Raw genomic sequence first — 24500 nt, forward strand, 5'->3', positions numbered from 1 at the left:
CCACTTCGGCTCGCCGGAAGAGGAGTTGACGGGCACCGGCCGACCGGACGGCCGATCGCCGGACGGGCCGCGGAGCGCGGCCCGTCCGGCGGTCACGCACCGGGAGAGGGCCGTCCGGTGACGGTGGCACCGGACGGCCGTCAGCGCGCTAGGAGGCGAACTTCCAGATGAACGGCTCGCCGTTCTCCTCGGCCCACTGGACCTCGATCTGCTTGGAGCCCGCAGGCACCAGGTAGGTCTCGCACAGGACGTGGCTCTCGCCCTGCTTCCAGCCCTTCAGGCCGTACGGGTCCTCGCACCCCGCGGCGTCGTCGGCGGCACCGATGAGCATCGAGCCGCGCGTGCCGTCGGCCGAGATGCTGACGCCCCGCTGGACCTCGGGGCTCTCCGTGAGGGCGGGGCCCTCCTTGTGGGTGTACTTCACGTGGGCGACGACCAGGACCAGGCCCTTGGCCTTCTCGGGATCGCTGACCAGCTTCGCGGCGTCGGCCTCCGTGCCCACGTCGGCCTTCTGCGCCACGATCTCGTAGGTGACGGGGGCCTCGCCCTCCGTCACCTTGCCGGTGGCGCTCTCCCCGGTGGCGAGCTCGCCGCCCGACTCGGGCTCCGGCGACACCTCCGGCTTGCCGGCCGAGCTCGACGTGTCCTGCGGCTTGTCCGCTGTGTCGGCCGTGTCCTCGCCACCGCCGCAGGCCGTGAGCGCGAGGGCGAGAACAGCCACGGGCGCGGCGAGGCGAAGGGCGGACTTCTGGTGCAGCAAAGTGAAGTCCCGGCACAAAGGGAACAGGTCTGCCGCCGCATGCTCCTTCACGGTGGCAGGCCGGATGACAACACATTGAACGACTGCGTATTGCGACGGCGTAGTTCCCGTGCGCATGTCACGAATTCACATACGGGGTGTCCGCCCGGCCGGACCGTTCGGGTTTCGCATCCTCCCTCCGGGCAGGAGCAGGCCGAGGAACCCCTTCGTCAGAAGCCCTGCAGGCCCTACTCCTTGACGAAGGCCAGGAGGTCGGGGTTGATGACGTCCGGATGCGTCGAGAGCATGCCGTGGGGATAGCCCTCATAGCTCTTCAGCCTGCCGTTCGTGAGGAGCCCGGCGGACAGGGGCCCCGAGTCCTCGTAGGGCACGATCTGGTCGTCGGTGCCGTGGGCGACCAGGACCGGCACCTCGATCCTGGTGAGGTCCTCGGTGAAGTCGGTCTCCGAGAAGGCCTTGATGCACTCGTAGTGGGCGTTCGCGGCGCCCCGCATGCCCTGCCGCCACCAGTTGTCGATGAGCCCCTGCGACACCTCGGCGCCCGGACGGTTGAACCCGTAGAACGGACCCGACGGCACCTCTCTGTAGAACTGAGCGCGATTGGCGGTGAGGGAGGCGCGGAAGCCGTCGAAGACCTCGATGGGCAGACCGCCCGGATTGGACGCGGACTTCACCATGACCGGTGGCACCGCGCTGACGAGTACGGCCTTCGCGACCCGCCCCGGTTCCGACCGGGCGACGTACCTGGCCACTTCGCCACCGCCGGTGGAGTGGCCGATGTGTACGGCTTCGCGCAGGTCGAGCGCTTCGACCACGGTCGACACGTCGGCGGCGTAGGTGTCCATGTCGTGCCCGGAAGAGCTCTGGTCGGAGCGCCCGTGGCCCCGTCGGTCGTGGGCGATCACGCGATAGCCCTGGGCGAGGAAGAACAGCATCTGGCTGTCCCAGTCGTCGCCGCTGAGTGGCCAGCCGTGATGGAACATGATCGGCTGGGCGTCGCGGGGACCCCAGTCCTTGTAGTAGATGTCCGTGCCGTCGATCGTGGTGACCGTGCCCATGGCCGATCCTTCCGCTCGGGATGCGTGTGCGGTGGGACGTGCGGGAATTCGTCGGCCCCACAGGGGGCGGGCTCGCCACCGCCGAGGAGGCCTGGACCGTGATTGAACGTCACAGACAATACCTTCAGGCGGCAAAACGCCCATGATGTGACATCGCGTCCATCGCGATGAGTGGATCGGTCCCGAGGGAGGAGCGTCACCGAGGTCGTGGTCCCACGCGAGCGGGGAGGGGTCCGGGAGGACCGGTGTCGATCCCTGACCACTCCGTGCGGTGCCAGGTCGTGGTCACCCGCCCGGACCGCCTGACGGTGCCGCACCGTCCACGCGGCGGGCCCGCCTTTCACCGGGCACGGCGAGCCGTCGCACCGTGTCATCTCCGGGACCACGCCAACGGGACCTCACTTCGTGCGTGTCGGTGCTTCACGCCCGGGCGGTGACGGGCCGCCGGCCGGTTCCGCGCCGGGTCCGAACCGCTCGGCGGCCGGTTCTCGAACTGCTGCGGGGAAGCCGCCCCCCGCGTCCACGCTCCGCGCGTAGACTCCCCCTTCCCAAAGCACGCCGACGGGTCCAGGATTGTCCCCCCGCGACTCGCGCGTCCACGAGTCGCGGTACCGGGCCGGGTGTCGGCCGGTGTGGAAAGCTCTGCCGGAGCACGCCACCGAGGGCAAGCGCCGGCGGTTCCTTCCGCGGTGTACGCCGGGAGCACGACGTACGCCGCAGGCAGCTCGCCCGCCGGTACGGCAGCTGTGACCCGCGCGCCATGTGTCAGTACTTCGACAAGGAGCATCTGTCATGGATTTCGGACTCGTCCTCCAGACCGACCCGCCCGCCTCGGCCGTCGTCGGGCTCATGCGCCGCGCGGAGAGGAACGGGTTCCGCTACGGCTGGACCTTCGACTCGGCCGTGCTGTGGCAGGAGCCCTTCGTCATCTACAGCCGGATCCTGGAGCACACCGAACGGATGATCGTCGGGCCGATGGTGACGAACCCGGGGACCCGCACCTGGGAGGTCACCGCCTCCACCTTCGCCACGCTGAACGAGATGTACGGCAACCGCACCGTCTGCGGCATGGGGCGCGGCGACTCCGCGATGAGGGTGGCGGGCCGTAAGCCCAACACACTGGCCAGGCTGGGCGAGGCCATCGAGGTGATCAGGGACCTCGCGGAGGGGCGCGAGGCCACCGTCGACGGACAGCCGGTCCGGATCCCGTGGGTGAAGGACGGCAGGCTGCCCGTCTGGATGGGCGCCTACGGGCCCAAGGCCCTCGCACTGGCCGGGGAGAAGGCCGACGGCTTCATCCTCCAGCTGGCCGATCCCTACCTCACCGAGTGGATGATCAAAGCGGTGCGCGACGCGGCCGCCGCCGCCGGCCGGGACCCGGACTCCGTCACCATCTGCGTGGCCGCCCCCGCCTATGTCGGCGAGGACCTGGACCACGCGCGGGAGCAGTGCCGCTGGTTCGGCGGCATGGTCGGCAACCACGTGGCGGACCTCGTCTCCCGGTACGGGGAGCACTCGGACCTCGTGCCCGAGGCCCTCACCGCGTACATCGCCGGCCGCTCGGGCTACGACTACAGCCATCACGGGCGCACCGGGAACCCTGACACGGCCTTCGTCCCCGACGAGATCGTCGACCGGTTCTGTCTGCTGGGGCCGCCCGAGGCGCACATCGAGAAGCTCGAGGTCCTGCGCGACCTGGGGGTCGACCAGTTCGCCGTGTACGACATGCACGACGCGCGTGAGGCGACCATCGACGCCTACGGCTCCAAGATCATCCCCGCGCTGTCGGCCTGACCCGCCCCGGGCGGCCGCGCCTCGCCCGTTGCAGCTCTCCGCAGTGGATGTCCTGGCTCCACATGCCCACGCCCCGCACGGCACCTCCCGAGCGAAGGGTCACGTCACCATGACCGCTACCGTCCCACCCGTCCCACCGTCCGCCCCCGGAGAGCCGATAGCCGACCCCTCGGGGCGGATCGAACTCGCTCCCGGGACTGTCCCGGCCGACTCCCGCTTCGTCAACGACGATCTGCTGCCGGTGCCCCTGGAGCGGCGCCGCTGGACGACGTACAACTTCGCCGCGCTGTGGATCGGGATGGCCCACAACATCCCGTCCTGGCTGCTGGCCTCCGGGCTGGTCGCGCTCGGCATGGACTGGAAGCAGGCCGTCCTCACGATCGCACTGGCCAATGTGATCGTGCTGGCGCCGATGCTGCTGACGGGGCACGCCGGACCCAAGTACGGCATCCCCTTCCCCGTCCTGGCCCGGGCCTCCTTCGGGCTTCGGGGCGCCAATCTTCCGGCGCTGATCAGGGCCGCGGTCGCCTGCGCCTGGTTCGGGATCCAGACCTGGATCGGCGGCGTCGGAATCTTCACGCTGCTCGGCAAGATCTTCGGTGGCTGGGCGCGGGCCGGGGAGGTCGGTGGGCAGCCCTGGACGCTGTGGCTCTGCTTCGTCCTCTTCTGGGCGCTCGAACTCGCCATCATCTACCGGGGGATGGACACCCTGCGCCGCTTCGAGAACTGGGCCGCGCCCTTCGTCATCGTCGGAGCGGTGGTCCTGCTCGTCTGGGTCGCGGTCAAGGCGGGCGGGTTCGGGCCACTCCTGGACCAGCCTTCCGCACTCGGCTGGGGCGAGGACTTCTGGCCCGTCTTCTTCCCGTCGCTCATGGGGATGATCGCCTTCTGGTCCACCCTTTCCCTGAACATCCCCGACTTCACGCGCTTCGGCGCCGGCCAACGCGCCCAGATCCGGGGGCAGTCGCTCGGGCTGCCGACCACGATGACCTTCTTCGCGCTGCTCTCCGTCTTCGTCACGTCCGGTTCCCAGGCCGTGTACGGGGAGGCGATCTGGGATCCCGTCCAGCTCGTCGCGAAGACCGACAACGTCTTCGGCCTGCTTTTCGGACTCGTCACCGTGCTGGTGGCGACCATCTCCGTGAACATCGCGGCCAACGTGGTCTCACCGGCGTACGACCTGGCGAACCTCGCCCCGAAACTCATCAATTTCCGTACGGGCGCTCTGATCACCGGGGCCGTCGGAGTCCTCATCATGCCGTGGAAGCTCACCGAGACGCCCGAGCTGTACATCTTCACCTGGCTGGGCCTGGTGGGAGGACTGCTCGGCACGGTGGCCGGCATCCTGATCGCCGACTACTGGATCATCCGCCGCACCGTTCTCGACCTGCCGGACCTCTACCTGCCCGGGGGCCGCTACTGGTACAAGGGCGGGTGGAACTGGCGCGCCGTCGTGGCTTTCCTCGTCGGCGGCGTCCTGGCGGTGGGCGGTTCCCACTCGGCACCGGGCAAGGGCCCTTTCCCGGCCGACGGCCTGCTCCCGTTCCTCGAGCCGCTCGCCGACTACGGCTGGGCCGTCGGGCTGGTCTCCTCGCTGCTGCTGTACACCGTGCTGAGCCGGGGTGTCAGGACTGTGCCGGAGCCCGGCCGAGCACGGCACTGACGTCGACCGTCTCGTCCTTCGAAGGCGTGGCCGTGGGCACCGGCTCGTCGAAGCCGGAGAAGTCCACGGCCGCGTCCGCCCCGTCACCCTTCACGGTGATCCGCACGGGGTAGTGCGCGCCACCGGTATCCACGTAGGCCGTCAACTCCTGTCCCCCGAGGGTTCGGGTGACCGGGACGGTCCGTACGCCGTCGACCGACGCGGCCTTCCCCTTGGTGAACGTCCCGGCGGCATTCTCGGCGTTGTCGGAGACCAGCTCGAGGAAGGTGTCCAGATCGCACGCCTCCACGACCGGCCGCAGCCTGGTGTCGGAGGCGGAGCCCTTCATGTACCGGCCGGCCAGGACGGACTCGAAGGTCGAGCCGCCGACCGGGACCTGGTTCTTCCAGAAGTCCGAGTCCGGCTTCAGCCAGACCGAGTCGCCGCGCTTGATGATCTCCACAGAGCCCTTGCCCTTGCCCAGGTCGACGTCGCCCGCGCAGTTGCCGCTCCGGTCCAGACTGAGGTCGACCGTCATCGACGACCGGTTTTCCCCGAGGTCGCCCCGTGCACGCAGATGCAGGGACCGGACGTCCAGCAGGGCGTCCCGGGAGCGGTCCGCGATCTGCTCGGCCGGGAGCGATTCGATGTCGTCCTCCGCCTGCGCCACGGTGCCCCCGGCGCCGGCGAGTACGGCTACCGTCGCGCAGGCGGCGACACGCGTGGCGATGCGCTGTGCTGTCACGGCACCTCCTCGGAAACGTCCCTGTTCAGGGCCTTCTTGAGCCGTATTCACCCCTATTGGCGAGCGTACGCCCGCGCACGGTTGCCTGCGCGGCGGGCCGGGTGTACGGAGGGTGAGGTTCGTCCCTGTTTTCGGTCACGGAACGTCGGGGAGGGCAGCCCTGAAGATCGCCGGGACTCGTCCGGAACTCGTCCGGATCACTCGTCCGGCACTCGTCCGGAACTCGTCCGGAACCAAGGGGAGACATGAAGCCGTTCAAGGGGAACGCAGTCCGCACGCTGGCCCGGGGAGCGGCCGTCGCCGGCCTGACCGTCGCACTCGCCGTTCCGGCGACCGCCGCGGTGGCCGTCGCGCAGGCCGCCGCCATTCCGCCCGGGTTGTCCTGCGACACCGGCAGACACGCGATCGACGACTACACCGGATACGCGCTCTGCCGGAACAACGGCTCTGCCACGCAGACCTTCTGGGTGCACCTGGTCTGCGGCTGGTCCCCCGACGTGGACGGTGAGCACGTCACGCTGAGGCCCGGCGAGTCCGGGCAGTCCACCGCCCACTGCGCCGGCCTCGGTTCGGGGATCGGCGAGATCCACGTACGGCCGTAGTACCCGCAGCCGGACGCCCGCCTCCCGCACCGCCTTTGACGAGGGGCGCAGGGAGACGGGCTCCGATCCGTGTGCGGCGTGCTTGAGCGGACCCCCATGCCTCGTTACTCTCCAGTAGACCCGCTCGGGCGGACTCCGGGCGGACCCCGGGGCCGGGGCTCCGGCGGACGCGAGGAGGCGGTGGCGATGTCCTCAGCAGACCCTACGGAGCGGACCGGACCGATCAGGCCCGCGGAGCCGCACGCACAGCCCGGACTCACCGACTGCGCCCGGGAACTGGCGGAGGGCCGGACCACGTCGTCCGGGCTGGTCGCCGCGGCGCTCGCGCGCATCGAGGCCAGCCGTCACACCGTCAACGCCTTCCGTCAGCTGCGCACCGAAGCGGCGCTCGGGGAGGCCGCCGAGGCCGACCGGCGGCTCGAGGCGGGAGAGCGGCTTCCGCTGCTCGGCGTGCCGGTCGCCGTCAAGGACGACACCGACGTCGCCGGCATGCCCACCTACTTCGGCTGCGACGGCGCACTGCCGCCCGCCACCGCGGACAGCGAGGCCGTCCGCAGGCTGCGCGCGGCCGGGGCCGTGGTCGTCGGCAAGACCAACTCCTGCGAGCTGGGGCAATGGGCCTTCACCGAGGGATCCGCCTTCGGAGTCACCCGCAACCCCTGGAGCACCGAGCACACACCCGGTGGTTCGTCCGGCGGCTCCGCCGCGGCCGTCGCCGCCGGGCTCGTTCCCGCCGCGCTGGGATCCGACGGTGCGGGGTCCATCCGCATTCCCGCCGCCTGGACCCACCTCGTCGGCATCAAACCGCAGCGCGGCCGGATCTCCGTCCACCCCCACAGTGACGCTTTCCAGGGCCTCACCGTCAACGGTCCCCTCGCACGCACCGTCGCGGACGCCGCCCTCCTCCTGGACGCCGCCGCGGGACCGCACCCCCGTGACCCGCACCGGCCGCCCGCCGTCGACGCGTCATCCGCGGCCCGCCGCGACCCGGGCAGGCTGCGCATCGGCCTCTCCCTGCGCCCGCCGCTCACCCTCACCCGCAACGCGCCCCACCCGGAGGTCCTGCGCGCCGTCACCGCGCTGGCCGAGGTCCTCGCCCGGCTGGGCCACCACGTCGAGGAGGCGCGCCCCCGCTACGGGCTGATCGGCCTCTCCTTCGTGCCCCGGGCCACCGCCGGCATCGCCGAACTGGCCGCGCTCCACCCCGACCCCGGGCTCCTGGACCCCCGCACCCGCAGTGCCCTGCGCACCGGGACCCGTCTCGGCGGCCGTGTCGTCCGGGCCGCCCGCGCGCGCGAAGTGCGCCAGCACGCCAGGATCGGCGCCTTCTTCGACACGGCCCGCGGCGGATCCGGATACGACGTCCTGCTCACCCCGACCACTGCAGCCCCGCCGCCGAGGGTCGGGGCCTTCGACCACCTCAGTGCCTGGCGCACCGACCTCGCGATGACCTCGGCCTGCCCCTACGCCTGGCCCTGGAACGTCCTCGGCTGGCCGGGGATCAGCGTCCCCGCGGGCTTCACCCGCGACGGCCTCCCCATCGGGGCCCAGCTCCTGGGCCCCTCCCGCAGCGAGGCCCGGCTCATCTCGCTCGCGGCCCAGCTGGAGGCCGACCTGCGCTGGTACGAGCACCGGCCGCCGCCCCTCGGCACGGCCGACGGGCGCTGAGGCCCCGGCGAGCGGCGACGTGCAGCCTCCGCCCGCCGTCACCGGCCGGCTGACCGGCGAATTCGTCTCCCGGCCGTCCGTGCCACCGCCCCGGGGCCGGAGACGCGCATCAGCCGGGCCATGAACAGGCATGGCGCCCGTGACCGGGCCCGGCCGGTCGTCTTCACGTACGGGCGGGTCCGGGACGGTCGAGGCGCGAAGGCATCCCTCCGCTCCGGGCCCCGCCGAGGGGGAGTGACCGGTTCCGCCGGAATGCGTGCGGGCCACTGTGGAGAGGGGGCCGGTCACGAGATATCTTGATGTCAAGCAATGTTGCAGACGTGGAGCGGAGCACCCGGTGACTGACTCGACCATCATCTATACGCACACCGACGAGGCCCCTGCCCTGGCGACGTACTCGTTCCTGCCCGTCATCGAGGCCTACGCCTCGACCGCGGGTGTCACGGTGGAGCGCCGCGACATCTCCCTGGCGGGGCGGATCATCTCCAGCTTCCCGGAGCGTCTCAAGGCCGATCAGCGTATCGATGACGCGCTCGCCGAGCTCGGCGAGCTGGCCAAGACTCCCGGCGCGAACATCATCAAGCTGCCCAACATCTCGGCCTCGATCCCGCAGCTGAAGGCCGCGATCGCAGAGCTCCAGGAGCAGGGCTACGCGCTTCCGGACTACCCGGACGACCCGCAGACCGACGAGGACAAGGACGTCCGCGCGCGGTACGACAAGGTCAAGGGCAGTGCGGTGAACCCCGTTCTGCGTGAGGGCAACTCCGACCGCCGCGCCCCCGCGTCGGTCAAGAACTACGCCAAGGCGCACCCGCACCGCATGGGTGCCTGGACCGCCGACTCGAAGACGAACGTCGCCACCATGGGCGTGGACGACTTCCGCTCGACGGAGAAGTCCGTCGTCATCGGCGAGGCCGGTTCGCTGCGCATCGAGCTCGCGGGCGACGACGGCACCACCACGGTGCTGCGCGAGTCCGTCCCGGTTCTCGCGGGCGAGGTCGTGGACGCGGCCGTCATGCGCGTCGCGGCTCTGCGCGAGTTCTTCACCGCCCAGGTCGCGCGCGCCAAGGCCGAGGACGTCCTGTTCTCCGTGCACCTGAAGGCCACGATGATGAAGGTCTCCGACCCGATCATCTTCGGCCACGTGGTCCGCGCCTTCTTCCCGAACACCTTCGCCAAGTACGGCGACGTGCTCGCGGCGGCCGGCCTGACCCCGAACGACGGCCTCGGCGGCATCCTCAAGGGCCTCGACTCGGTGGACGCCGGCGCCGAGATCAAGGCGTCCTTCGAGGCCGAGCTCGCCGAGGGCCCCGCCCTGGCGATGGTCGACTCCGACAAGGGCATCACCAACCTGCACGTGCCGAGCGACGTCATCGTCGACGCGTCCATGCCGGCCATGATCCGCACCTCGGGCCACATGTGGGGCCCGGACGGCAACGAGGCCGACACCATCGCCGTCCTCCCGGACAGCAGCTACGCCGGTGTCTACCAGGTCGTCATCGACGACTGCCGCGCCAACGGCGCCTTCGACCCGTCGACCATGGGCTCCGTCCCCAACGTCGGTCTGATGGCTCAGAAGGCCGAGGAGTACGGCAGCCACGACAAGACCTTCGAGGTCCCCACCACCGGCACGGTGCGGGTCGTCGACGGCAAGGGTGACGTCCTGCTGGAGCAGGCGGTCGGCGCCGGTGACATCTTCCGGATGTGCCAGACCAAGGACCTCCCGATCCAGGACTGGGTCAAGCTCGCCGTCACGCGCGCCCGCGCGACGGGCAACCCGGCCGTGTTCTGGCTCGACGAGGGCCGCGCGCACGACGCCAACCTCATCGCCAAGATCAACACCTACCTGGCCGAGCACGACACCGACGGCCTGGACATCTCGATCCGGACGCCGGAGGAGGCCACAGCCTTCTCCCTGGAGCGCATCCGCCGCGGCGAGGACACCATCTCCGTCACCGGCAACGTGCTGCGTGACTACCTCACCGACCTCTTCCCCATCCTCGAGCTCGGCACCAGCGCGAAGATGCTCTCCGTCGTACCGCTCATGAACGGTGGCGGACTGTTCGAGACCGGCGCCGGCGGCTCCGCGCCCAAGCACGTCCAGCAGCTGGTCAAGGAGGACTACCTGCGCTGGGACAGCCTGGGTGAGTTCCTCGCCCTCGCGGTCAGCTTCGAGCACCTGGCCACCACCACGGACAACGCGCGCGCCAAGGTGCTCGGCGACACCCTGGACCGGGCCACGGGCACCTTCCTCAACGAGGACAAGTCCCCGAGCCGCAAGCTCGGTGGCATCGACAACCGCGGGAGCCACTTCTACCTGGCGCTCTACTGGGCCCAGGAGCTGGCGCGGCAGACCGACGACGCCGCGCTCGCCGAGGCCTTCGGGCCGCTCGCCGGGACACTGGCCGAGCAGGAGCAGACCATCGTCGGCGAGCTGGCCGCAGTCCAGGGCAAGCCCGCCGACATCGGTGGCTACTACCAGCCCGACCCGGCCAAGGCGGAGGCCGTGATGCGCCCGTCGGCCACCTTCAACAAGGCCATCGCGACCCTGGGCTGACCCCGGGCCGCAGGGCGGCCCGACCGCCCGGCCGCACCCCGCACGCACGACCGCCCCGGCAGGCACCTCCCCGCCGGGGCGGTCGTGCGTGCGGGCGTCGTCGTGAGGGCCTGTGCGGGAGTGCTCGTATCCTCGGCGCATGACGCCAGGCACCACCGGGGGCGGCCCCGGACACGTCACGCTCCGCCAGATCCTCGCCCACGACGACGACGGTGTCCTGCGCCTGCTGCTCGCGCCGGCCGGGCAGGACATCACGGTCCGAGGCGTGATCATCGGCGACGAGGGATCCGCCCGTCCGCACGACGGGCGGATCGTACTCGCGGCGGGACTCGCCCCGGGCCTCCCCGACGCTCCCGCCGCCGTGCGGGAAGCCGCCCGGCGCGGTGCGGTGGCGGTGGTGCTGCGGGAGTCCGAGGAGGCGCCCGTACCGGCCAAGGCCCTGGCCGCGGCCGAGGAGTGCGGGATCGCGCTGCTCGCCCGCGCGGAATGGGCGGACTGGGGCGACGCCATCGCCCTGCTGAGGTCCGCCACCGCCTTCGCGTCCGTCGGCCGGGGCGACCTCATGGCCGACTCCGCCGCGGACGGGGGACTCGCCGCCCTCGCCACGGCCACCGCCCGGCACTGCCGGGGCTCGATCACCGTGGAGGACACCCAGTTCCGCGTCCTCGCCCACTCGGCGACGGGCCCCGACGCGGACGGGGTGCGCCGGTCGACGATCCTGGGCGGCCGGGTCCCCGACGGGCGTGTCGCCGAGCTGCGCCGCAGCGGGCTGTTGCGCGCGCTGTGGACCTCCGACGACGTCATCCACCGGCCCGCCGACGGTGACAGCCCGGAACGCCTCGTCGTCGCCGTGCGCAGCGGCGGCGAGATGCTGGGGTCCCTGTGGGCGGCCGCCGACGGGCAGCAGCTCTCCTCCGACGCGGTGGAGGTGCTGCGCCGCGCAGGTGCGCTCGCCGTGCCCCACCTGCTGCGGCATCGGCTGCGCGAGAGCGGCACCGTGCGGCGGGAGGCACACGCCCTGCGCGGCCTGCTGCACGGAAACGGTGACCAGCGGGCGCACCTGTGGTCGCTCGGCCTGCCGCCCGACAGCCCCTGCGCCGTCGTCGTCGCCGTACAGGACACGCCCGCCGACGGCCCGGGACCCGAACGTACGCTGGAGGCGCTCGCCGTCCAGGTCACCGCCTCCCGTTCGACGGCCCGGGTCCTGCGCGAACAGGACCGGGTCACCGTGCTGCTCCCCGTGAACGACGCCGGTGACCCGCGCGAAGCACTCGTCCTGGCCGGGGAGCTCGACGCACTGGCGGCGGGCATCCCCGATGCCGCACCCGTGCGGGTCGGGGCGGGACGGGCCGTGACGTCGGGGCCGGAGGCATCGCACTCGTACGAAAGTGCCCTGCTGGTCGTGCGCGCACTGAGCGACCGGGAGGCCAGGAGGCGCGACCCGAGTCCGGTCCGGCACGCCGGACCCGGTGACGTGGGGCCGACCGTCGATGCCCTGCGCATGCTCGACGCGGTCCGCCCCGTGTGGGAGTCGTGCACCGGCCCCGTGCACGAGCTGATCCGTACGGATCTCGCGGCGGGCGGCGACCTGGTGCGTTCCCTCGCGGCCTACCTGGAGGCCGGTGGGGACATCGCGTCGGCCGCGCGACGCCTGGTCCTGCACCCGAACACCCTCCGCTACAGGCTGCGCCGGGCCCGCGAACGGTTCGGCGTCGACCTCGACGACCCCGACACCCGGCTTGTCCTCGCCCTGGCTGTCCGCCTGACCGAGGTGGTCTGAGGGGATCGCACCCGATCTCGTCCGATCGGCCAAGATGACGGCTGCGCTTTGTCCCGTACGACGAAGACGGGCCAGGGGTGCGGGGCCCAACCTTGACGTATCCCGCCACGTCGCTCGCGCAGGCGTGGCACCGCCCCACCAGGAAGATCACCCGTGACCTCAGCCAGCGACCACTCCCCGGTCCCCGCCGCGCCCGCCCCGGCGCAGCGCGTCTCCGCCGTGATGCGCAGGGCCGTCGCCACCGGACTCGTCGGCGAGGATCAGCCGGTCGCCGGGTTCCTCGACACGGACGGGATCCGGACCTCCGTCGAAAGCCTCGACGCCGCCTTCGCCCACGCGCCCGACGTCCTCCACACGTTCGCCGTCAAGGCGGCCTCCCTGGTCCCCGTCCTCCGGCTGCTCGCCGGGCTCGGTATGGGGGCCGAGGTGGCGAGCCCCGGCGAGCTGCGCATCGCGCTCGACGCGGGGGTCGTGCCCGCGCGCATCGTCCTCGACTCGCCCGCCAAGACCCGGCAGGAGATCAGCGAGGCCCTCACCCTGGGTGTGGCGGTCAACGCCGACAACCTCGACGAACTGCGCCGCATCGACGGACTCCGCCCGGCGGGCAGCACCTCGGTCGTCGGACTGCGCGTCAACCCCCAGGTCGGAGGTGGCTCCATCGGAGCGATGAGCACCGCCACCGCCACCTCGAAGTTCGGCGTGGCGCTTCGCGATCCCGGCGCGCGCGACCGCGTGGTGCGGGCGTTCGCCGAGCGGCCGTGGCTCACCCGGCTCCACGCGCACGTCGGTTCCCAGGGTTGCCCCCTGGAACTCATCGCGGAGGGCGTCGCGGAGACGTACCGGCTGGCCGAGGAGATCAACCGGACGCTGGGGAACCGGCAGATCACGAGCCTCGACATCGGCGGGGGACTGCCCGTCAACTTCGACGACGACGAGACGCGGCCGACCTTCGCCGAGTACACCCGGGCGCTCGGCGAGGCCGTCCCCGGTCTCTTCGACGGCCGGTACGCGCTCGTCACGGAGTTCGGCCGCTCACTGCTCGCCAAGAACGGCTTCATCGGCGCACGCGTGGAGTACGTCAAGGAAGCCGGCGGCCGGCGGATCGCCGTCACCCACGCCGGAGCGCAGACCGCCACGCGCACCGTCCTGATGCCCGACGCGTGGCCCCTGCGGGTCGGCGCCCACGACGCGGACGGCAACCCCCGGACCGGCGCCCCGCTGCGACAGGACATCGCGGGCCCGTGCTGCTTCGCCGGCGACGTCGTCGCACACGGCCAGGAACTCCCGGAGCTGCAGGAGGGCGACTTCGTCGTCCTGTACGACACCGGCGCCTACTACTTCTCGACACCCTGGGCCTACAACAGCCTGCCGAGGCCCGCCGTTCACGGTTTCACGGCCGACGGGTCCGGCGTCGTACGCCTCGCCACGGTCCGCACCGCCCAGACGCTCGACGAGATCGCTGCGGAGAGCGGCCTCGCCCACGCCGGCGCGCTGGTCTCCCTGGGGGCCCCACGAGGCCTCTGAGTGCGGAGTGACGCCGCCGGCCTTCCCGACCGGACCCGCGGGTCGTCCGCGGCACCCGTGCGGGAAGGAGACGTCCCCTACGGCACCCGCGCGGTCCACTCCTCGGTGGCGAACTTCGTCTGCACCAGCTCCTCCGCCCGGGCCAGCTCCTCCGTGGTGACCTCGCCGATGGTCAGCCCGTAGCGGTCACGGAAGGACGCGATCATGTTGTCGATCACCTGCTCCCGGGCGAGACCGGTCTGACGGCGCAGCGGGTCGACGCGCTTCTTGGCGCTCGTGGTGCCCTTGTCGGACATCTTCTCCTTGCCGATGCGCAGGACCCTCACCAGTTTGTCCGCGTCGACGTCGTACGACATGGTCACGTGGTGCAGCACGGCTCCAGGGCCACCGTCAGGGCCGACCATCCGCTTCTGGGCGGCACCGGCGATCTTGCCGGCGTCGGTGGCGATGTCGTTGAGGGGCTTGTACCAGGCCCTGATCCCCATGTCGGCGAGTGCGCCCAGGACCCAGTCGTCGAGGTAGGCGTAACTGTCGGCGAAGGAGAGGCCCGACACCAGCGACTCCGGCACGGACAGCGAGTAGGTGATCGTACTCATGGGTTCCACGAACATGGCCCCGCCACCTGAAACACGGCGCACCACGGTCATTCCGTGCTTCGCCGCCTCCCCGGGGTCCACCTCGTTCCGCAGCGACTGGAAGCTGCCGATGACCACTGCGGGCGAGGCCCATTCCTAGACGCGCAGCGTGGGTGCCCGCCGCCCGGCGGCCACCTCGGCGGTCAGGACCTCGTCCAGCGCCATGTGCAGGGCCGGCGCCTGCGGTCCCATGTGTACCAGCTGCCAGTCGTAGTCGCTCCACTCGGTCGCGTGGGCCAGGGCTCGCCGAACGGCGATGCCGACGCCCTCCGCGCTCAGCCCGAGCATGACGGTCGACCCTGGCAGTGCGGCCGTGATCCGGGCAGCCAGGCCTGCGGCGTCCGTCGAAGAGGGGGCGCCCTCCAGGGCTCCGTCGATCGCGAGGATCGCCTCGTCGGGCTCCAGGAAGAAGTCCCCCGCGACGCGCACGTCGCGCAGTACGCCTTCCTCGACGTCCAGATCCACGACGACAAGCTTGCCGCCGGGCACCTTGTACTCGCCATGCACGGCTTCGCTCCCTTCCGGTGCGCGGTGAGGGGTCCGAGCCTGTCGGTCCGACATCCCGGTATACGCGCACATACTTCGCATCGCACCCTAACGCCCGCACCGGCGAGCGGCTGAGCGGTCCGGGTCCGGCAACTGCACGGCACCGTGCGCGAACTGACCGGCCGGGACGAGGACACGGCCCACCCGCGCGCGCCCGCCTCTTGCCGGGAAGCCGTGCGGGCTGCTCTTGTGTACCGCAGGCCACAGGCACGGGCGGCGGGCTCGGGTGACGGGCACGGCGTTCACGGGAGCGGTGGGAAATGGGCTCGGAGGCCGATCAGGGGCAGAGCGTCCGGGGAGCGCGTTCCGAGCGCCTGCCCGAGGGGCTGGCCGATGCGATACGCGCGACGGCCGAGGAGATCGCGGAGTTGTTGCGCGCAGTCCCCGACACCGGCGCTCCCGTGCCGGGACTGGTGTGGACGGTGGGAGAGGTGGCCGCGCACCTGGCGCAGGCCAACGAGCTGATGGCGGAGGTGGCGGCAGGGCGGTCCCGCCGTCACGGCGACGGCACTCCGCAGGGCATCGCCGCGGCCAACGAGCAGGTTCTCGCCGCCTTCGGCGAGCGGGCGGCGGAACCGCTGGCCGCGATGATCGTGACGCAGGCCCGCGCGTACCTGGACGCGGTGGCCGAGCACCCCGCAGACGAGACGCTGATGACGCCCATGGGTCCGATGAACCGGGTGGTCCTGGGCTCCTACCTCCTGACACACATGCTGGGCCACGGCTACGACCTGGCCCGCGCACTGAAGCGTCCGCACATGGTCGACCGGGCACGGGTCGCGCTGGCGCTCCCCTTCATGGTCGAGGCCATGCCACGGGCGACCGACGCAGCGGCCACGGCAGGGCTGAACGCCCGCTACGCGGTCCGGCTGTGGGGCGGCGGCCGATTCGGGGTGACGTTCGCCGACGGTACGGCGACCGTGGGCCACGAGTTCCCGGACCGCCCGGACTGCACGATCTCCATCGAGCCGGTCACGTTCCTGCTGATGGCGCTCGGCCGCTGCTCGCCCGTCGGTGCCATGGCCAGGGGGCGGGTACTGGCGTGGGGGCGCAAGCCGTGGATGGGGCCCCGGTTCCCGGAGTACTTCAAGGCTCCGTGAGGGAAGCGGGATCGCGCCACGACCCGGGCCGGACCGCCCCGGTCGCCCAGCACCCCCGGACGCGCCTCGTGCCGTACGACGAACTGCCGGGCCCCGGCCCCGGGTACGTACGATCCGAACCGCGCCACGGAAGCAGAAGCCCACCCCAGCACGCCGAAGCAAGGAGCCGCACCCGTGTTCACCACCCGCCCCACCCTCCAGGGCACCTTCGGCATGGTGTCCTCCACCCACTGGCTCGCCTCGCAGTCGGCGATGGCCGTCCTGGAGGACGGGGGCAACGCCTACGACGCGGCCGTCGCCGCCGGATTCGTCCTGCACGTCGTCGAGCCGCACCTCAACGGCCCGGCCGGCGAGGTCCCGATGATCCTGGCGCCGAAGGACGGCGACATACAGGTGCTGTGCGGCCAGGGCCCCGCCCCGGCGGGGGCCTCCGCCGCGCACTACCGCTCGCTCGGTCTCGACCTGGTCCCCGGCACCGGCCCGCTCGCCGCCGCCGTGCCCGGCGCCTTCGACGCCTGGATGCTGCTGCTGCGCGACCACGGGACCAAAACCCTCGCCGAGGTCCTGCGCTACGCGATCGGATACGCCGAGGACGGCCACGCCCCCGTCGAGCGCGTCGGCCGGACCGTGGAGACCGTCCGCGAGCTCTTCGAGACCGAGTGGCCGGCCTCCGCCGACGTCTACCTTCCCGGAGGAAAGGCGCCCGAGCCCGGGAAGCTGTTCCGCAACCCGGCCCTGGCCGCCACCTGGCGCCGGCTGACGGCCGAGGCCGAGGCGGAGGGCGGCGCGGACCGCGTCGCGCAGATCGACGCCGCCCGAGCGGTCTGGCGCACGGGCTTCATCGCCGAGGCGCTGGTCCGCCAGGCCGCCGTACCCACCATGGACACCAGCGGAACCCGCCGCACGGGCACCCTCACCGCCGCCGACCTGGCCGACTGGTCCGCGACGTACGAGCCGCCCGCCACCTACGACTGGAACGGCTGGACGCTGGCCAAGGCGGCCGGCTGGAGCCAGGGCCCCGTCTTCCTCCAGCAGCTCGCCCTCCTCCCGGCCGAACTCCCGGCCTACGGCTCCGCCGACTACGTCCACCTGCTCGTCGAGGGCTGCAAGCTCGCGATGGCCGACCGCGAGGCCTGGTACGGCGACGCCGCCGAGGTGCCCGTCGACACCCTGCTGTCCGCCGCCTACAACGACGAGCGCAGGGCCCTGATCAAGGACAGCGCCTCCCTGGAGCTGAGCCCCGGCAGCCCCGGGGGCCGCACCCCGGTCCTCAGCGCGCACACCCACGCCGTCGCCTCCGGCTTCGACGCCGTGGGTGTCCCGGTGGCCGGAGCGGGCGAACCGACCGTGGCCGAGGACGGTGCGACCCGTGGGGACACCTGCCACCTCGACATCGTCGACCGCTGGGGGAACATGGTCGCCGCCACACCCAGCGGCGGCTGGCTCCAGTCGAACCCCGTCGTGCCCGAGCTCGGCTTCCCGCTCGGCACCCGGCTGCAGATGGCATGGCTCGACGAGGGACTGCCGAACACGCTGACCCCCGGCCGCCGCCCCCGCACCACGCTGACCCCGTCCCTCGCCCTGCGCGACGGAGTCCCCGTCATGGCGTTCGGCACCCCGGGCGGCGACCAGCAGGACCAGTGGCAGGTGCACTTCTTCCTCGCCGTTGCCCTGCGCGACAGGGTGCGCGGCGGCCTCGACCTCCAGGGCGCCATCGACGCCCCGAACTGGCACAACGACAGCTTCCCCGGCTCCTTCTTCCCGCGCGGGATGCGACCGGGCAGCGTCACCGTCGAGGAGGGAATGGACCCGGAGGTCGTCGCGGAACTGCGCCGGCGCGGCCACGACGTCACCGTGGGCGAACCCTGGTCCGAGGGCCGGATGTGCGCCGTCGCCAGGGACCCGGAGACCGGCGTCCTGTCCGCCGCCGCCAATCCCCGCGGGATGCAGGGCTACGCGGTCGGCCGCTGACCACCTGCCCGGGGTGGCCTCGGCGTACCGTGCTTAGCTGGAGCCATGATCGATGACTTTCTGTACGGGACCGCCGGGCACGCCGGGCCGACGGCCGAGGTGGAGGCGGCGGTCCGGGCAGCGGCAGCCGCCGAGATCCTGCCGCGCTACCGGCAGCTGGCCGCACACGAGATCGTCGAGAAGAGCGGCCCGCACGACCTGGTCACCGCCGCGGACCGGCTGGCCGAGGAGCACCTCACCGCCTCCCTGACCCAGCTGCTTCCCGGCTCGGTCGTCGTCGGCGAGGAAGCCGTCCACGCCGACCCCGCGGTCTACGACGCGCTCGGCGGCGACGCACCCGTGTGGATCGTCGACCCGGTCGACGGCACCCGCCAGTTCGTGCGCGGAGAGCCGGGCTTCTGCACCCTGGTCGCCCTCGCGTGGCACGGGGAGGTGTACGCCTCGTGGACGTACGCCCCCGTGCTCGACGAGGTGGCCGTCGCCGTACGCGGCCGGGGCGCCACGCTCAACGGCACGGCTCTGCGGAGTGGTTCGCCCGCGCCCGGCGCGGTGCTCAAGGTGGCCATGTCCCACCCCGACTACACCTCCGACGCCCAGAAGCGCGCCCTGCTCGGTCTGCGCACCGACGGCATCGATGCCCGCGCCTGCGGGTCTGCGGGCCTCGAATACCTCGCCGTCGCGTGCGGCGCGCAGGACGCGGTCGCCTTCAACTGGGAGTTCGCCTGGGACCATGCCGCGGGACTGCTCCTGGTCACCGAGGCAGGCGGCGCCCAGGCGACACTCTCCGGTGTCCCGTACCGCATCACCGGCGGGAACGACCTGCCGTTCACCGCGGCCAGGGACGAGGCGACGGCGGAGCGGATCCTGGACGCGTTGAGGGCCGGCCGGCAGGAATAGTGGCCGGCGCCCTGTGTTCTCCCCCGACGGCTCCGGCAGGCATGATTTCGGCGCCGCGCCTAGGCACCGCCGGCCGGAGTGCCGTCGTCCAGCACGGCTCGCACCTCGCTGACGATGCCGGCCGCCGTCTCCACCGCCGCCGCGTCCAGTCCGCGCAGGGCCGCGGACACCCGGTCCGCGAAGTCCCCCGGGGTGTCCGGCAGGGCGGCGGCCGAGGCGAGCGCCCCCTTCTCGTTGAGGCACCAGGCCCGGTGATGGGCGTGCAGGGCCTGGACGAGGATGCCGAAGGCCTTCGAGAGACAGAGGGCGACATGCAGCGTGTCCCCGGACGGGGCCGACTTGCGCGCGGAGTCCACGGAGAACCCGGCCTCCCAGGCCGCATCGACGAGCGCACGGCGCAGCGGCTCCGGGTAGACGCGCATCTCCTCCTGAAGGCGCGTCAGCTCACCGCGCGGATCCTCCAGCACCCGGCCGACGGCGACCTCCCCCACGTAACACGGGGACCAGAATCCCAACGGGTGGCCGGGCTGCACCCCCACTTCGAAGTGGCCCGCCCGGCAGTCCGACCACACGGACTCCACCCGGTTCAGATCGCGGAGGATCCAGTCGACGGCGACGCCGTCCACCGTCAGCCACGCGCCGCCGTTCACCCAGGGGCCCCATCCGCCGGGGCCCGCCACGTCGACCGGCGTCCCCTGTGCCTCGGACGCCAACGCGGTCAGGGCGGACAGGTCGAGGGTGCCCCGGTAGTAGACGCCGAGATCCCAGTCGGAATCGGGCCGGTGGGCCCCGCGGGCCCGGCTCCCGCCCAGGGCGACGGCCTCGACACCGGGCAGCCGGGTGAGCCGGGCGGCCATAGCGCCGATGGCGGGGGAGGGCACGCATCCGCTGTTCATCGAGCTGGAGGCTACCCGGGGGTCCGTCGTCGGAACACCCTAATATCCTGGGTTCCCCGGCCGCCGGCTGACAAAGGAGTCCGAAGGTGCCATCGATGCTGGATGCCGTCGTCGTGGGGGCGGGCCCGAACGGGCTGACAGCCGCTGTCGAGCTGGCCCGCCGCGGCTTCGCCGTGGAGTTGTTCGAGGCCGGTGAGACCGTCGGGGGCGGCGCCCGCACCGAGGAGCTGACCCTTCCCGGCTTCCGCCACGACCCGTGTTCCGCCGTGCACCCGCTGGGCATCGGGTCCCCGGCCTTCCGGGCGATGCCGCTCGCCCGGCACGGTCTCGAATGGCTCCAGGCGCCGTTGTCACTCGCCCACCCCTTCCCGGACGGCTCCGCCGCGGTGCTCACCAGGTCGGTCGGGGAGTCCGCCATGTCACTGGGCCCGGAGGACGCGGGCGCCTACCGCAGGCTGGTCGCACCCTTCACAGGCCACTGGGACACCCTCGCCCAGGACTTCCTGCGTACCCCGTGGGACGGACTGCCCAAGGACCCGTACCGCTGGGCGCGCTTCGGACTGGACGCGATCCAGCCGGCCACGCTGCTCTCCCGGCGATTCCGTGGGGAGAAGGCGCGCGCTCTGATGGCGGGCCTCGCCGGGCACGCCATCGCACCCACCAGTGGCATCGCCACCGGTGGGATCGCCCTGCTCTTCGCGCTCGCGGCGCACGAGAACGGCTGGCCGGTACCGCGCGGCGGCTCGCAGGCCATCTCCGACGCACTGGCGGCCCTGCTGCGCGAAGAGGGCGGCACCATCCGCACGGGCATCGAGGTCAAACGCCTCGACGAACTCCCACCCGCCCGCGCCTACGTCTTCGACACCTCACCGACCGCGCTCGCCCGGATCGCCGGACTCGGCGGCGCCTACGACCACTACCGCTACGGTCCCGCCTGCTTCAAGATCGACTACGCGTTGTCGGGCCCCGTGCCCTGGACGGCCGAGGAGGCCCGGCGTGCAGGCACGGTCCATATCGGCCCCACCGCCACCGAGATCGACGCGGCCCTGCGCGCCGCGGGGGCGGGCCACGCCCCGAGCGTCCCCTTCCTGATCACCGCGCAGCCCAGCATCGTCGACCCGACCCGCGCACCCGAGGGGCGCCACGTCTTCTGGGTGTACGGGCACGTACCGGCAGGCTGGGAAGGTGACGCCACCGAGGCCATCGAACGGCAACTGGAGCGCTTCGCCCCGGGTTTCCGCGACCTGGTGCTGGCCCGCGCGGTCGCCGGACCGCCCCAGCTCGCGGTGCGCAACGCCAACTACGTCGGCGGAGACATCGCCACCGGGGCGTTCTCCGGGCTCCAGACGGTGCTCCGGCCCAAGCTCGCCCGCGTGCCGTACGCCACCGCCCACCCCGCCGTCTTCCTCTGCTCGTCGGCCACCCCGCCCGGCCCGGGTGTCCACGGCATGTCGGGGCATCACGCGGCGAAGGCGGTGTGGCGGCGCCTGAGGGCGGCGTGAGCGTTCAGCCCGTGGGGGCCAGTACCGCCGTACGCCCGCCCAGCACACGGGAGAAGGTGTCGGTGACGTGGGCGAGGGCCTCGGCCGCGCCGGGTGCGACGGCCAGTGTGCCGTTCTCGCCGGTGGTGATGTCCTTGTCGAGCGTGAACCAGCCCGGGACGATGTGCGACGCCCCCATGGAGCTGAGTACGGGGCGCAGCGCGTAGTCGATGGCCAGCACATGGGCCGTGCTTCCTCCGGTGGCCAGCGGCAGTACGGTCTTGCCGGCCAGCGCGAACTGGGGGAGCCGATCCAGCAGCGTCTTCAGCAGGCCCGAGTAGGCGGCCTTGTAGACGGGAGTGCCGATGACCACCCCGTCCGCCTCCCCGAACAGCGCCGTGGCCGCGACGACCGCCGGGTGCCGGAAGTCGGCTCCGAGCAGAGCCTCGGCGGGCAGGGTGCGCACGTCCAGCGGCGTCACCTCGTGCCCCTGGTCCCGGAGCCGGTCGTCGAGGTGGCGCAGGAGCCGTGCGGTACGGGACGTGGCGGAGGGGCTGCCGGAGACAGACAGGATGCTTGCCATGGGAGTGCCTTTCTCTGAGGGTCGGGAATGCCGGCGGTGCCGGGCGTGACAGCGTCTACCAGGTGCTCGACTCGACCGTGACGACCGGCACCAGCCCGTCGCGCAGGGTCTCCAGGAAGGTGACGACCTCCGCGGCCACCGAGCGGTGCTGCACGTCGTTCAGGACGTCGTGGTGGGCGTCGCGCACCACCGACAGCCGGGCACGCGGCAGTGACTTCGCCGTACGCACGAGTGCCTCGCGGTCCGCGAGCGGATCGGCGTCACCGAGGAGGAGCAGCGCGGGTACGTCGAGCAGGCCGTCGTACGCGGCTGTGAGCAGCGCCTCCGGGACCTCTTCTCCGAGCGCGCCGCGTTTCGTCCCGTCGTCCTCGGTGAGCGTGCCCCGATGGGCGGGGCAGGCGGTACGCACGTCGAGCTCGTCCGCCCAGCCGCCGACGGCGGTCGCGCCGCCGCCGGGGACCCCGGCGAGGACGACCGCGTCGGGCTGCGCGGCGGACGGCACGCCGCCCCGGCCCAGGAGCGCCGCCACGGCGACCGCTCCCGTGTCCGCGCCGACCAGCACGAGGGGGCGTACGGCGTCCCCACCTGTGGCCGAGTCCTCGGCCGCAGCGGCGAGTTGTTCACCGAAGCGGGTCAGTGAGCCCGCGAGGTCACCCCCGTCGAGGTCGGGGGCGTCGACGATCCGGACACGGTAGGCATCGGCGGCCAGCCGCCTGCCGAGCCGGGTGTAGGCCGCCCGGGTCTCACCGCGGCCGGGCACCACGACGACGGTGCCGCGCGTGCGCAGGCCCTCGGGGGCGTGGTGGTCGTTGTACTCGGTCATCTCGGACTCCTGCGTGTGCGGGTGCGTGCCTGCTCGGGGGTTCCGCGGACCGCGTCAGTCGTTCACGAGCTCGCGCCCGGAGGTGTGGCGGTTCGCCGGGAGGGGCAGTCCGAGGTTGCCGCGCAGGGTGTCCGCCTCGTACTCGGTCCGGAACAGGCCGCGCTTCTGCAGGAGCGGCACCACGCCGTCCACGAAGCGGTCGAGGTCGTCGTTGTTCCTGAAGGCCAGGTTGATGCCGTCCAGGGTGCCCGCTCCGTACCACTGCTCGATGGTGTCGGCGACGGTCTCCGGAGCCCCGACGAACGGCGAGCGGCGGAACGCGTTGACGGATTCTGCGACCTGACGCAGCGACAGGTTCTCCGTCCTCGCGCGCTCGATGATCTTCGCGGCACCTGTCCGGCCGCCCTTCTCCGCGAGGTGGGCGACGTCCGGGAACGGTGCGTCCAGGTCGTGCACGCCGAAGTCGTACGCGCCGAAGGAGCGGCCCAGCAGGGCGAGGTTGCTCGCGAAGTCGTTGTCCTCCTCGAAGATCTCCCGCTCGCGGCGCCGGGCCTCCTCGTCGGTCGCCCCCACGATCGGACCGCCGTGGATGAAGACCTTGATGTGGTCGGGGTCGCGCCCGTAGGCCGCGGTGCGCTTCTTGATGTCGGCGTAGTACTCCTGGGCCTGCTCCAGCGTGCCGCCCGGTGCGTAGATGCCCTCGGCGACGCGCGCGGCGAGGTCCCGGCCCTCGGTGGAGACCCCGGCCTGGAAGATGACCGGCTGTCCCTGCGGCGAACGGGAGATGTTGAGCGGACCGGCGACCTTGAAGTGCTCCCCGTCGTGGTTCAGCGCGTGCAGCCTGGACGGGTCGAGGAAGACGTCGCGCTCCACGTCGGCGGGGAAGGCGTCGTCCTCGTAGGAGTCCCACAGGCCCCGGGCGACCTGCACGAATTCCAGGGCGCGGCCGTACCGTGTGGCGTAGTCGAGGTGTTCGTCGAGCCCGAAGTTCCTGGACGTACCTGTGTCGAAGCTGGTCACCACGTTCCAGCCGGCGCGCCCGCCGCTGATGTGGTCGAGGGAGGCGAACCGGCGGGCGAGGTTGAACGGCGAGTTGTACGTCGAGCTCGCCGTGCCGACCAGACCGATGTTCCTGGTGTGGGTGGCGACGGCGGAGAGCAGGGTCAGCGGCTCCAGCCGGTTCAGGTAGTGCGACGGGTAGGTGGCGTTGATGAACTGGCTGTCGACGACGAACAGTGCGTCGAACAGGGCGTGTTCGGCGGCCTTGGCCTGCTGGATGTAGTAGTCGATGTCGATGCTGGCGTTCTTCGCGACGCCCGGGTCCTTCCAGAGGCCGTGCTGGCCGGGGCCGCCGACGCCGTACGGGTGCAGTGCGAGATGGATCCTGCGGGACATGGGGTGTTCCTCTCAGTGGTGCGGGAGACGCGGAAGGGGGCCG

Annotated in this window: 18 protein-coding genes and 1 pseudogene; 11 read left to right on the forward strand and 8 right to left on the reverse strand. The window is 72.1% G+C overall.

Features of this window, described 5'->3' with window-relative positions:
• Positions 1-148: 148 nt before the first annotated feature.
• Together ABZ441_RS16315 and ABZ441_RS16320 are read right to left on the reverse strand one after the other, a co-directional pair.
• The gene (locus ABZ441_RS16315) at positions 149-760 is read right to left on the reverse strand and encodes a hypothetical protein (protein ID WP_358973662.1); all 612 of its coding nucleotides are present in this window, start codon (positions 758-760) and stop codon (positions 149-151) included.
• 227 nt (positions 761-987) lie between these two features.
• On the reverse strand, positions 988-1818 hold the full coding sequence (locus ABZ441_RS16320; protein WP_358973665.1) for an alpha/beta hydrolase: 831 nt from the start codon (positions 1816-1818) through the stop codon (positions 988-990).
• A gap of 792 nt (positions 1819-2610) precedes the next feature.
• Here ABZ441_RS16320 and ABZ441_RS16325 point away from each other — a divergent pair.
• Together ABZ441_RS16325 and ABZ441_RS16330 are read left to right on the forward strand one after the other, a co-directional pair.
• Complete coding sequence (locus ABZ441_RS16325; protein ID WP_358973668.1) at positions 2611-3612, forward strand: TIGR03842 family LLM class F420-dependent oxidoreductase; 1002 nt, start codon at positions 2611-2613, stop codon at positions 3610-3612.
• Positions 3613-3721: 109 nt separating this feature from the next.
• On the forward strand, positions 3722-5275 hold the full coding sequence (locus tag ABZ441_RS16330) for an NCS1 family nucleobase:cation symporter-1 (RefSeq protein ID WP_358973672.1): 1554 nt from the start codon (positions 3722-3724) through the stop codon (positions 5273-5275).
• Here ABZ441_RS16330 and ABZ441_RS16335 read toward each other — a convergent pair.
• On the reverse strand, positions 5238-5999 hold the full coding sequence (locus ABZ441_RS16335) for a hypothetical protein (RefSeq protein ID WP_358973676.1): 762 nt from the start codon (positions 5997-5999) through the stop codon (positions 5238-5240). The genes ABZ441_RS16330 and ABZ441_RS16335 overlap by 38 nt on opposite strands.
• A 245-nt stretch (positions 6000-6244) precedes the next feature.
• On the opposite strand from ABZ441_RS16335, the gene ABZ441_RS16340 reads away from it, so the two are divergent.
• The 5 genes from ABZ441_RS16340 (at position 6245) to ABZ441_RS16360 (ending at position 14130) form a co-directional block, all read left to right on the forward strand.
• Positions 6245-6601: a hypothetical protein gene (locus tag ABZ441_RS16340; RefSeq protein ID WP_358973679.1), complete on the forward strand. Its 357-nt coding sequence runs from the start codon at positions 6245-6247 to the stop codon at positions 6599-6601.
• A 186-nt stretch (positions 6602-6787) separates the two neighbouring features.
• Positions 6788-8269 (forward strand): amidase, encoded by a 1482-nt coding sequence (locus tag ABZ441_RS16345; protein ID WP_358973682.1) that lies wholly within the window; start codon positions 6788-6790, stop codon positions 8267-8269.
• A 337-nt stretch (positions 8270-8606) separates the two neighbouring features.
• Positions 8607-10826 (forward strand): NADP-dependent isocitrate dehydrogenase, encoded by a 2220-nt coding sequence (locus tag ABZ441_RS16350; RefSeq protein ID WP_358973685.1) that lies wholly within the window; start codon positions 8607-8609, stop codon positions 10824-10826.
• Positions 10827-10965: 139 nt separating this feature from the next.
• Positions 10966-12606, forward strand: a complete 1641-nt coding sequence (locus ABZ441_RS16355) for a helix-turn-helix domain-containing protein (RefSeq protein WP_358973688.1) — start codon at positions 10966-10968, stop codon at positions 12604-12606.
• A 153-nt stretch (positions 12607-12759) separates the two neighbouring features.
• Positions 12760-14130 carry a diaminopimelate decarboxylase gene (locus ABZ441_RS16360; protein WP_358973690.1) on the forward strand — a complete coding sequence of 457 codons (1371 nt, stop codon included), beginning with the start codon at positions 12760-12762 and terminating at the stop codon, positions 14128-14130.
• Positions 14131-14207: 77 nt separating this feature from the next.
• Here the strand turns inward: ABZ441_RS16360 and ABZ441_RS16365 are convergent.
• A pseudogene (locus ABZ441_RS16365) lies at positions 14208-15272 on the reverse strand (biotin/lipoate A/B protein ligase family protein).
• A gap of 299 nt (positions 15273-15571) precedes the next feature.
• Here ABZ441_RS16365 and ABZ441_RS16370 point away from each other — a divergent pair.
• The 3 genes from ABZ441_RS16370 to ABZ441_RS16380 all read left to right on the forward strand — a co-directional run bounded on the left by ABZ441_RS16370 (position 15572) and on the right by ABZ441_RS16380 (position 19279).
• Positions 15572-16411: a maleylpyruvate isomerase family mycothiol-dependent enzyme gene (locus ABZ441_RS16370; protein WP_358973693.1), complete on the forward strand. Its 840-nt coding sequence runs from the start codon at positions 15572-15574 to the stop codon at positions 16409-16411.
• A gap of 174 nt (positions 16412-16585) precedes the next feature.
• Positions 16586-18382, forward strand: coding sequence for a gamma-glutamyltransferase (locus ABZ441_RS16375; RefSeq protein WP_358973696.1), 1797 nt, complete (start codon positions 16586-16588; stop codon positions 18380-18382).
• A 45-nt stretch (positions 18383-18427) separates the two neighbouring features.
• Positions 18428-19279, forward strand: coding sequence for an inositol monophosphatase family protein (locus ABZ441_RS16380; RefSeq protein ID WP_358973699.1), 852 nt, complete (start codon positions 18428-18430; stop codon positions 19277-19279).
• A 59-nt stretch (positions 19280-19338) separates the two neighbouring features.
• Here ABZ441_RS16380 and ABZ441_RS16385 read toward each other — a convergent pair whose 3' ends face one another.
• On the reverse strand, positions 19339-20175 hold the full coding sequence (locus ABZ441_RS16385) for a nucleotidyltransferase domain-containing protein (RefSeq protein ID WP_358973702.1): 837 nt from the start codon (positions 20173-20175) through the stop codon (positions 19339-19341).
• Positions 20176-20261: 86 nt separating this feature from the next.
• Here ABZ441_RS16385 and ABZ441_RS16390 point away from each other — a divergent pair, with 86 nt between their 5' ends.
• Positions 20262-21677, forward strand: a complete 1416-nt coding sequence (locus tag ABZ441_RS16390) for an NAD(P)/FAD-dependent oxidoreductase (RefSeq protein ID WP_358973705.1) — start codon at positions 20262-20264, stop codon at positions 21675-21677.
• 4 nt (positions 21678-21681) lie between these two features.
• On the opposite strand, the gene ssuE is transcribed toward ABZ441_RS16390, so the two are convergent.
• From ssuE to ABZ441_RS16405, 3 genes are read right to left on the reverse strand one after another with little or no spacing between them, the layout of a single operon-like run.
• A complete protein-coding gene (ssuE, locus tag ABZ441_RS16395; RefSeq protein WP_358973708.1) occupies positions 21682-22239 on the reverse strand; it encodes an NADPH-dependent FMN reductase in 558 nt (185 codons plus the stop codon).
• Between the two features lie 55 nt (positions 22240-22294).
• Positions 22295-23062, reverse strand: coding sequence for an alpha/beta hydrolase (locus ABZ441_RS16400; RefSeq protein ID WP_358973711.1), 768 nt, complete (start codon positions 23060-23062; stop codon positions 22295-22297).
• A 54-nt stretch (positions 23063-23116) separates the two neighbouring features.
• Positions 23117-24457, reverse strand: coding sequence for an NtaA/DmoA family FMN-dependent monooxygenase (locus ABZ441_RS16405; RefSeq protein WP_358973714.1), 1341 nt, complete (start codon positions 24455-24457; stop codon positions 23117-23119).
• Positions 24458-24500 lie beyond the last annotated feature (43 nt).

It is taken from the genome of Streptomyces sp. NPDC005752 (assembly GCF_040630715.1).
GTDB lineage: Bacteria > Actinomycetota > Actinomycetes > Streptomycetales > Streptomycetaceae > Streptomyces.

What these genes read in the sequence shown, in the direction of transcription:
- ABZ441_RS16320 (WP_358973665.1), bottom strand. Translation starts at nt 1,818, where the DNA reads ATGGGCACGGTCACCACGATCGACGGCACGGACATCTACTACAAGGAC.
- ABZ441_RS16325 (WP_358973668.1), top strand. Translation starts at nt 2,611, where the DNA reads ATGGATTTCGGACTCGTCCTCCAGACCGACCCGCCCGCCTCGGCCGTC.
- ABZ441_RS16330 (WP_358973672.1), top strand. Translation starts at nt 3,722, where the DNA reads ATGACCGCTACCGTCCCACCCGTCCCACCGTCCGCCCCCGGAGAGCCG.
- ABZ441_RS16340 (WP_358973679.1), top strand. Translation starts at nt 6,245, where the DNA reads ATGAAGCCGTTCAAGGGGAACGCAGTCCGCACGCTGGCCCGGGGAGCG.
- ABZ441_RS16345 (WP_358973682.1), top strand. Translation starts at nt 6,788, where the DNA reads ATGTCCTCAGCAGACCCTACGGAGCGGACCGGACCGATCAGGCCCGCG.
- ABZ441_RS16355 (WP_358973688.1), top strand. Translation starts at nt 10,966, where the DNA reads ATGACGCCAGGCACCACCGGGGGCGGCCCCGGACACGTCACGCTCCGC.
- ABZ441_RS16370 (WP_358973693.1), top strand. Translation starts at nt 15,572, where the DNA reads ATGGGCTCGGAGGCCGATCAGGGGCAGAGCGTCCGGGGAGCGCGTTCC.
- ABZ441_RS16380 (WP_358973699.1), top strand. Translation starts at nt 18,428, where the DNA reads ATGATCGATGACTTTCTGTACGGGACCGCCGGGCACGCCGGGCCGACG.
- ABZ441_RS16385 (WP_358973702.1), bottom strand. Translation starts at nt 20,175, where the DNA reads ATGAACAGCGGATGCGTGCCCTCCCCCGCCATCGGCGCTATGGCCGCC.
- ssuE (WP_358973708.1), bottom strand. Translation starts at nt 22,239, where the DNA reads ATGGCAAGCATCCTGTCTGTCTCCGGCAGCCCCTCCGCCACGTCCCGT.
- ABZ441_RS16400 (WP_358973711.1), bottom strand. Translation starts at nt 23,062, where the DNA reads ATGACCGAGTACAACGACCACCACGCCCCCGAGGGCCTGCGCACGCGC.
- ABZ441_RS16405 (WP_358973714.1), bottom strand. Translation starts at nt 24,457, where the DNA reads ATGTCCCGCAGGATCCATCTCGCACTGCACCCGTACGGCGTCGGCGGC.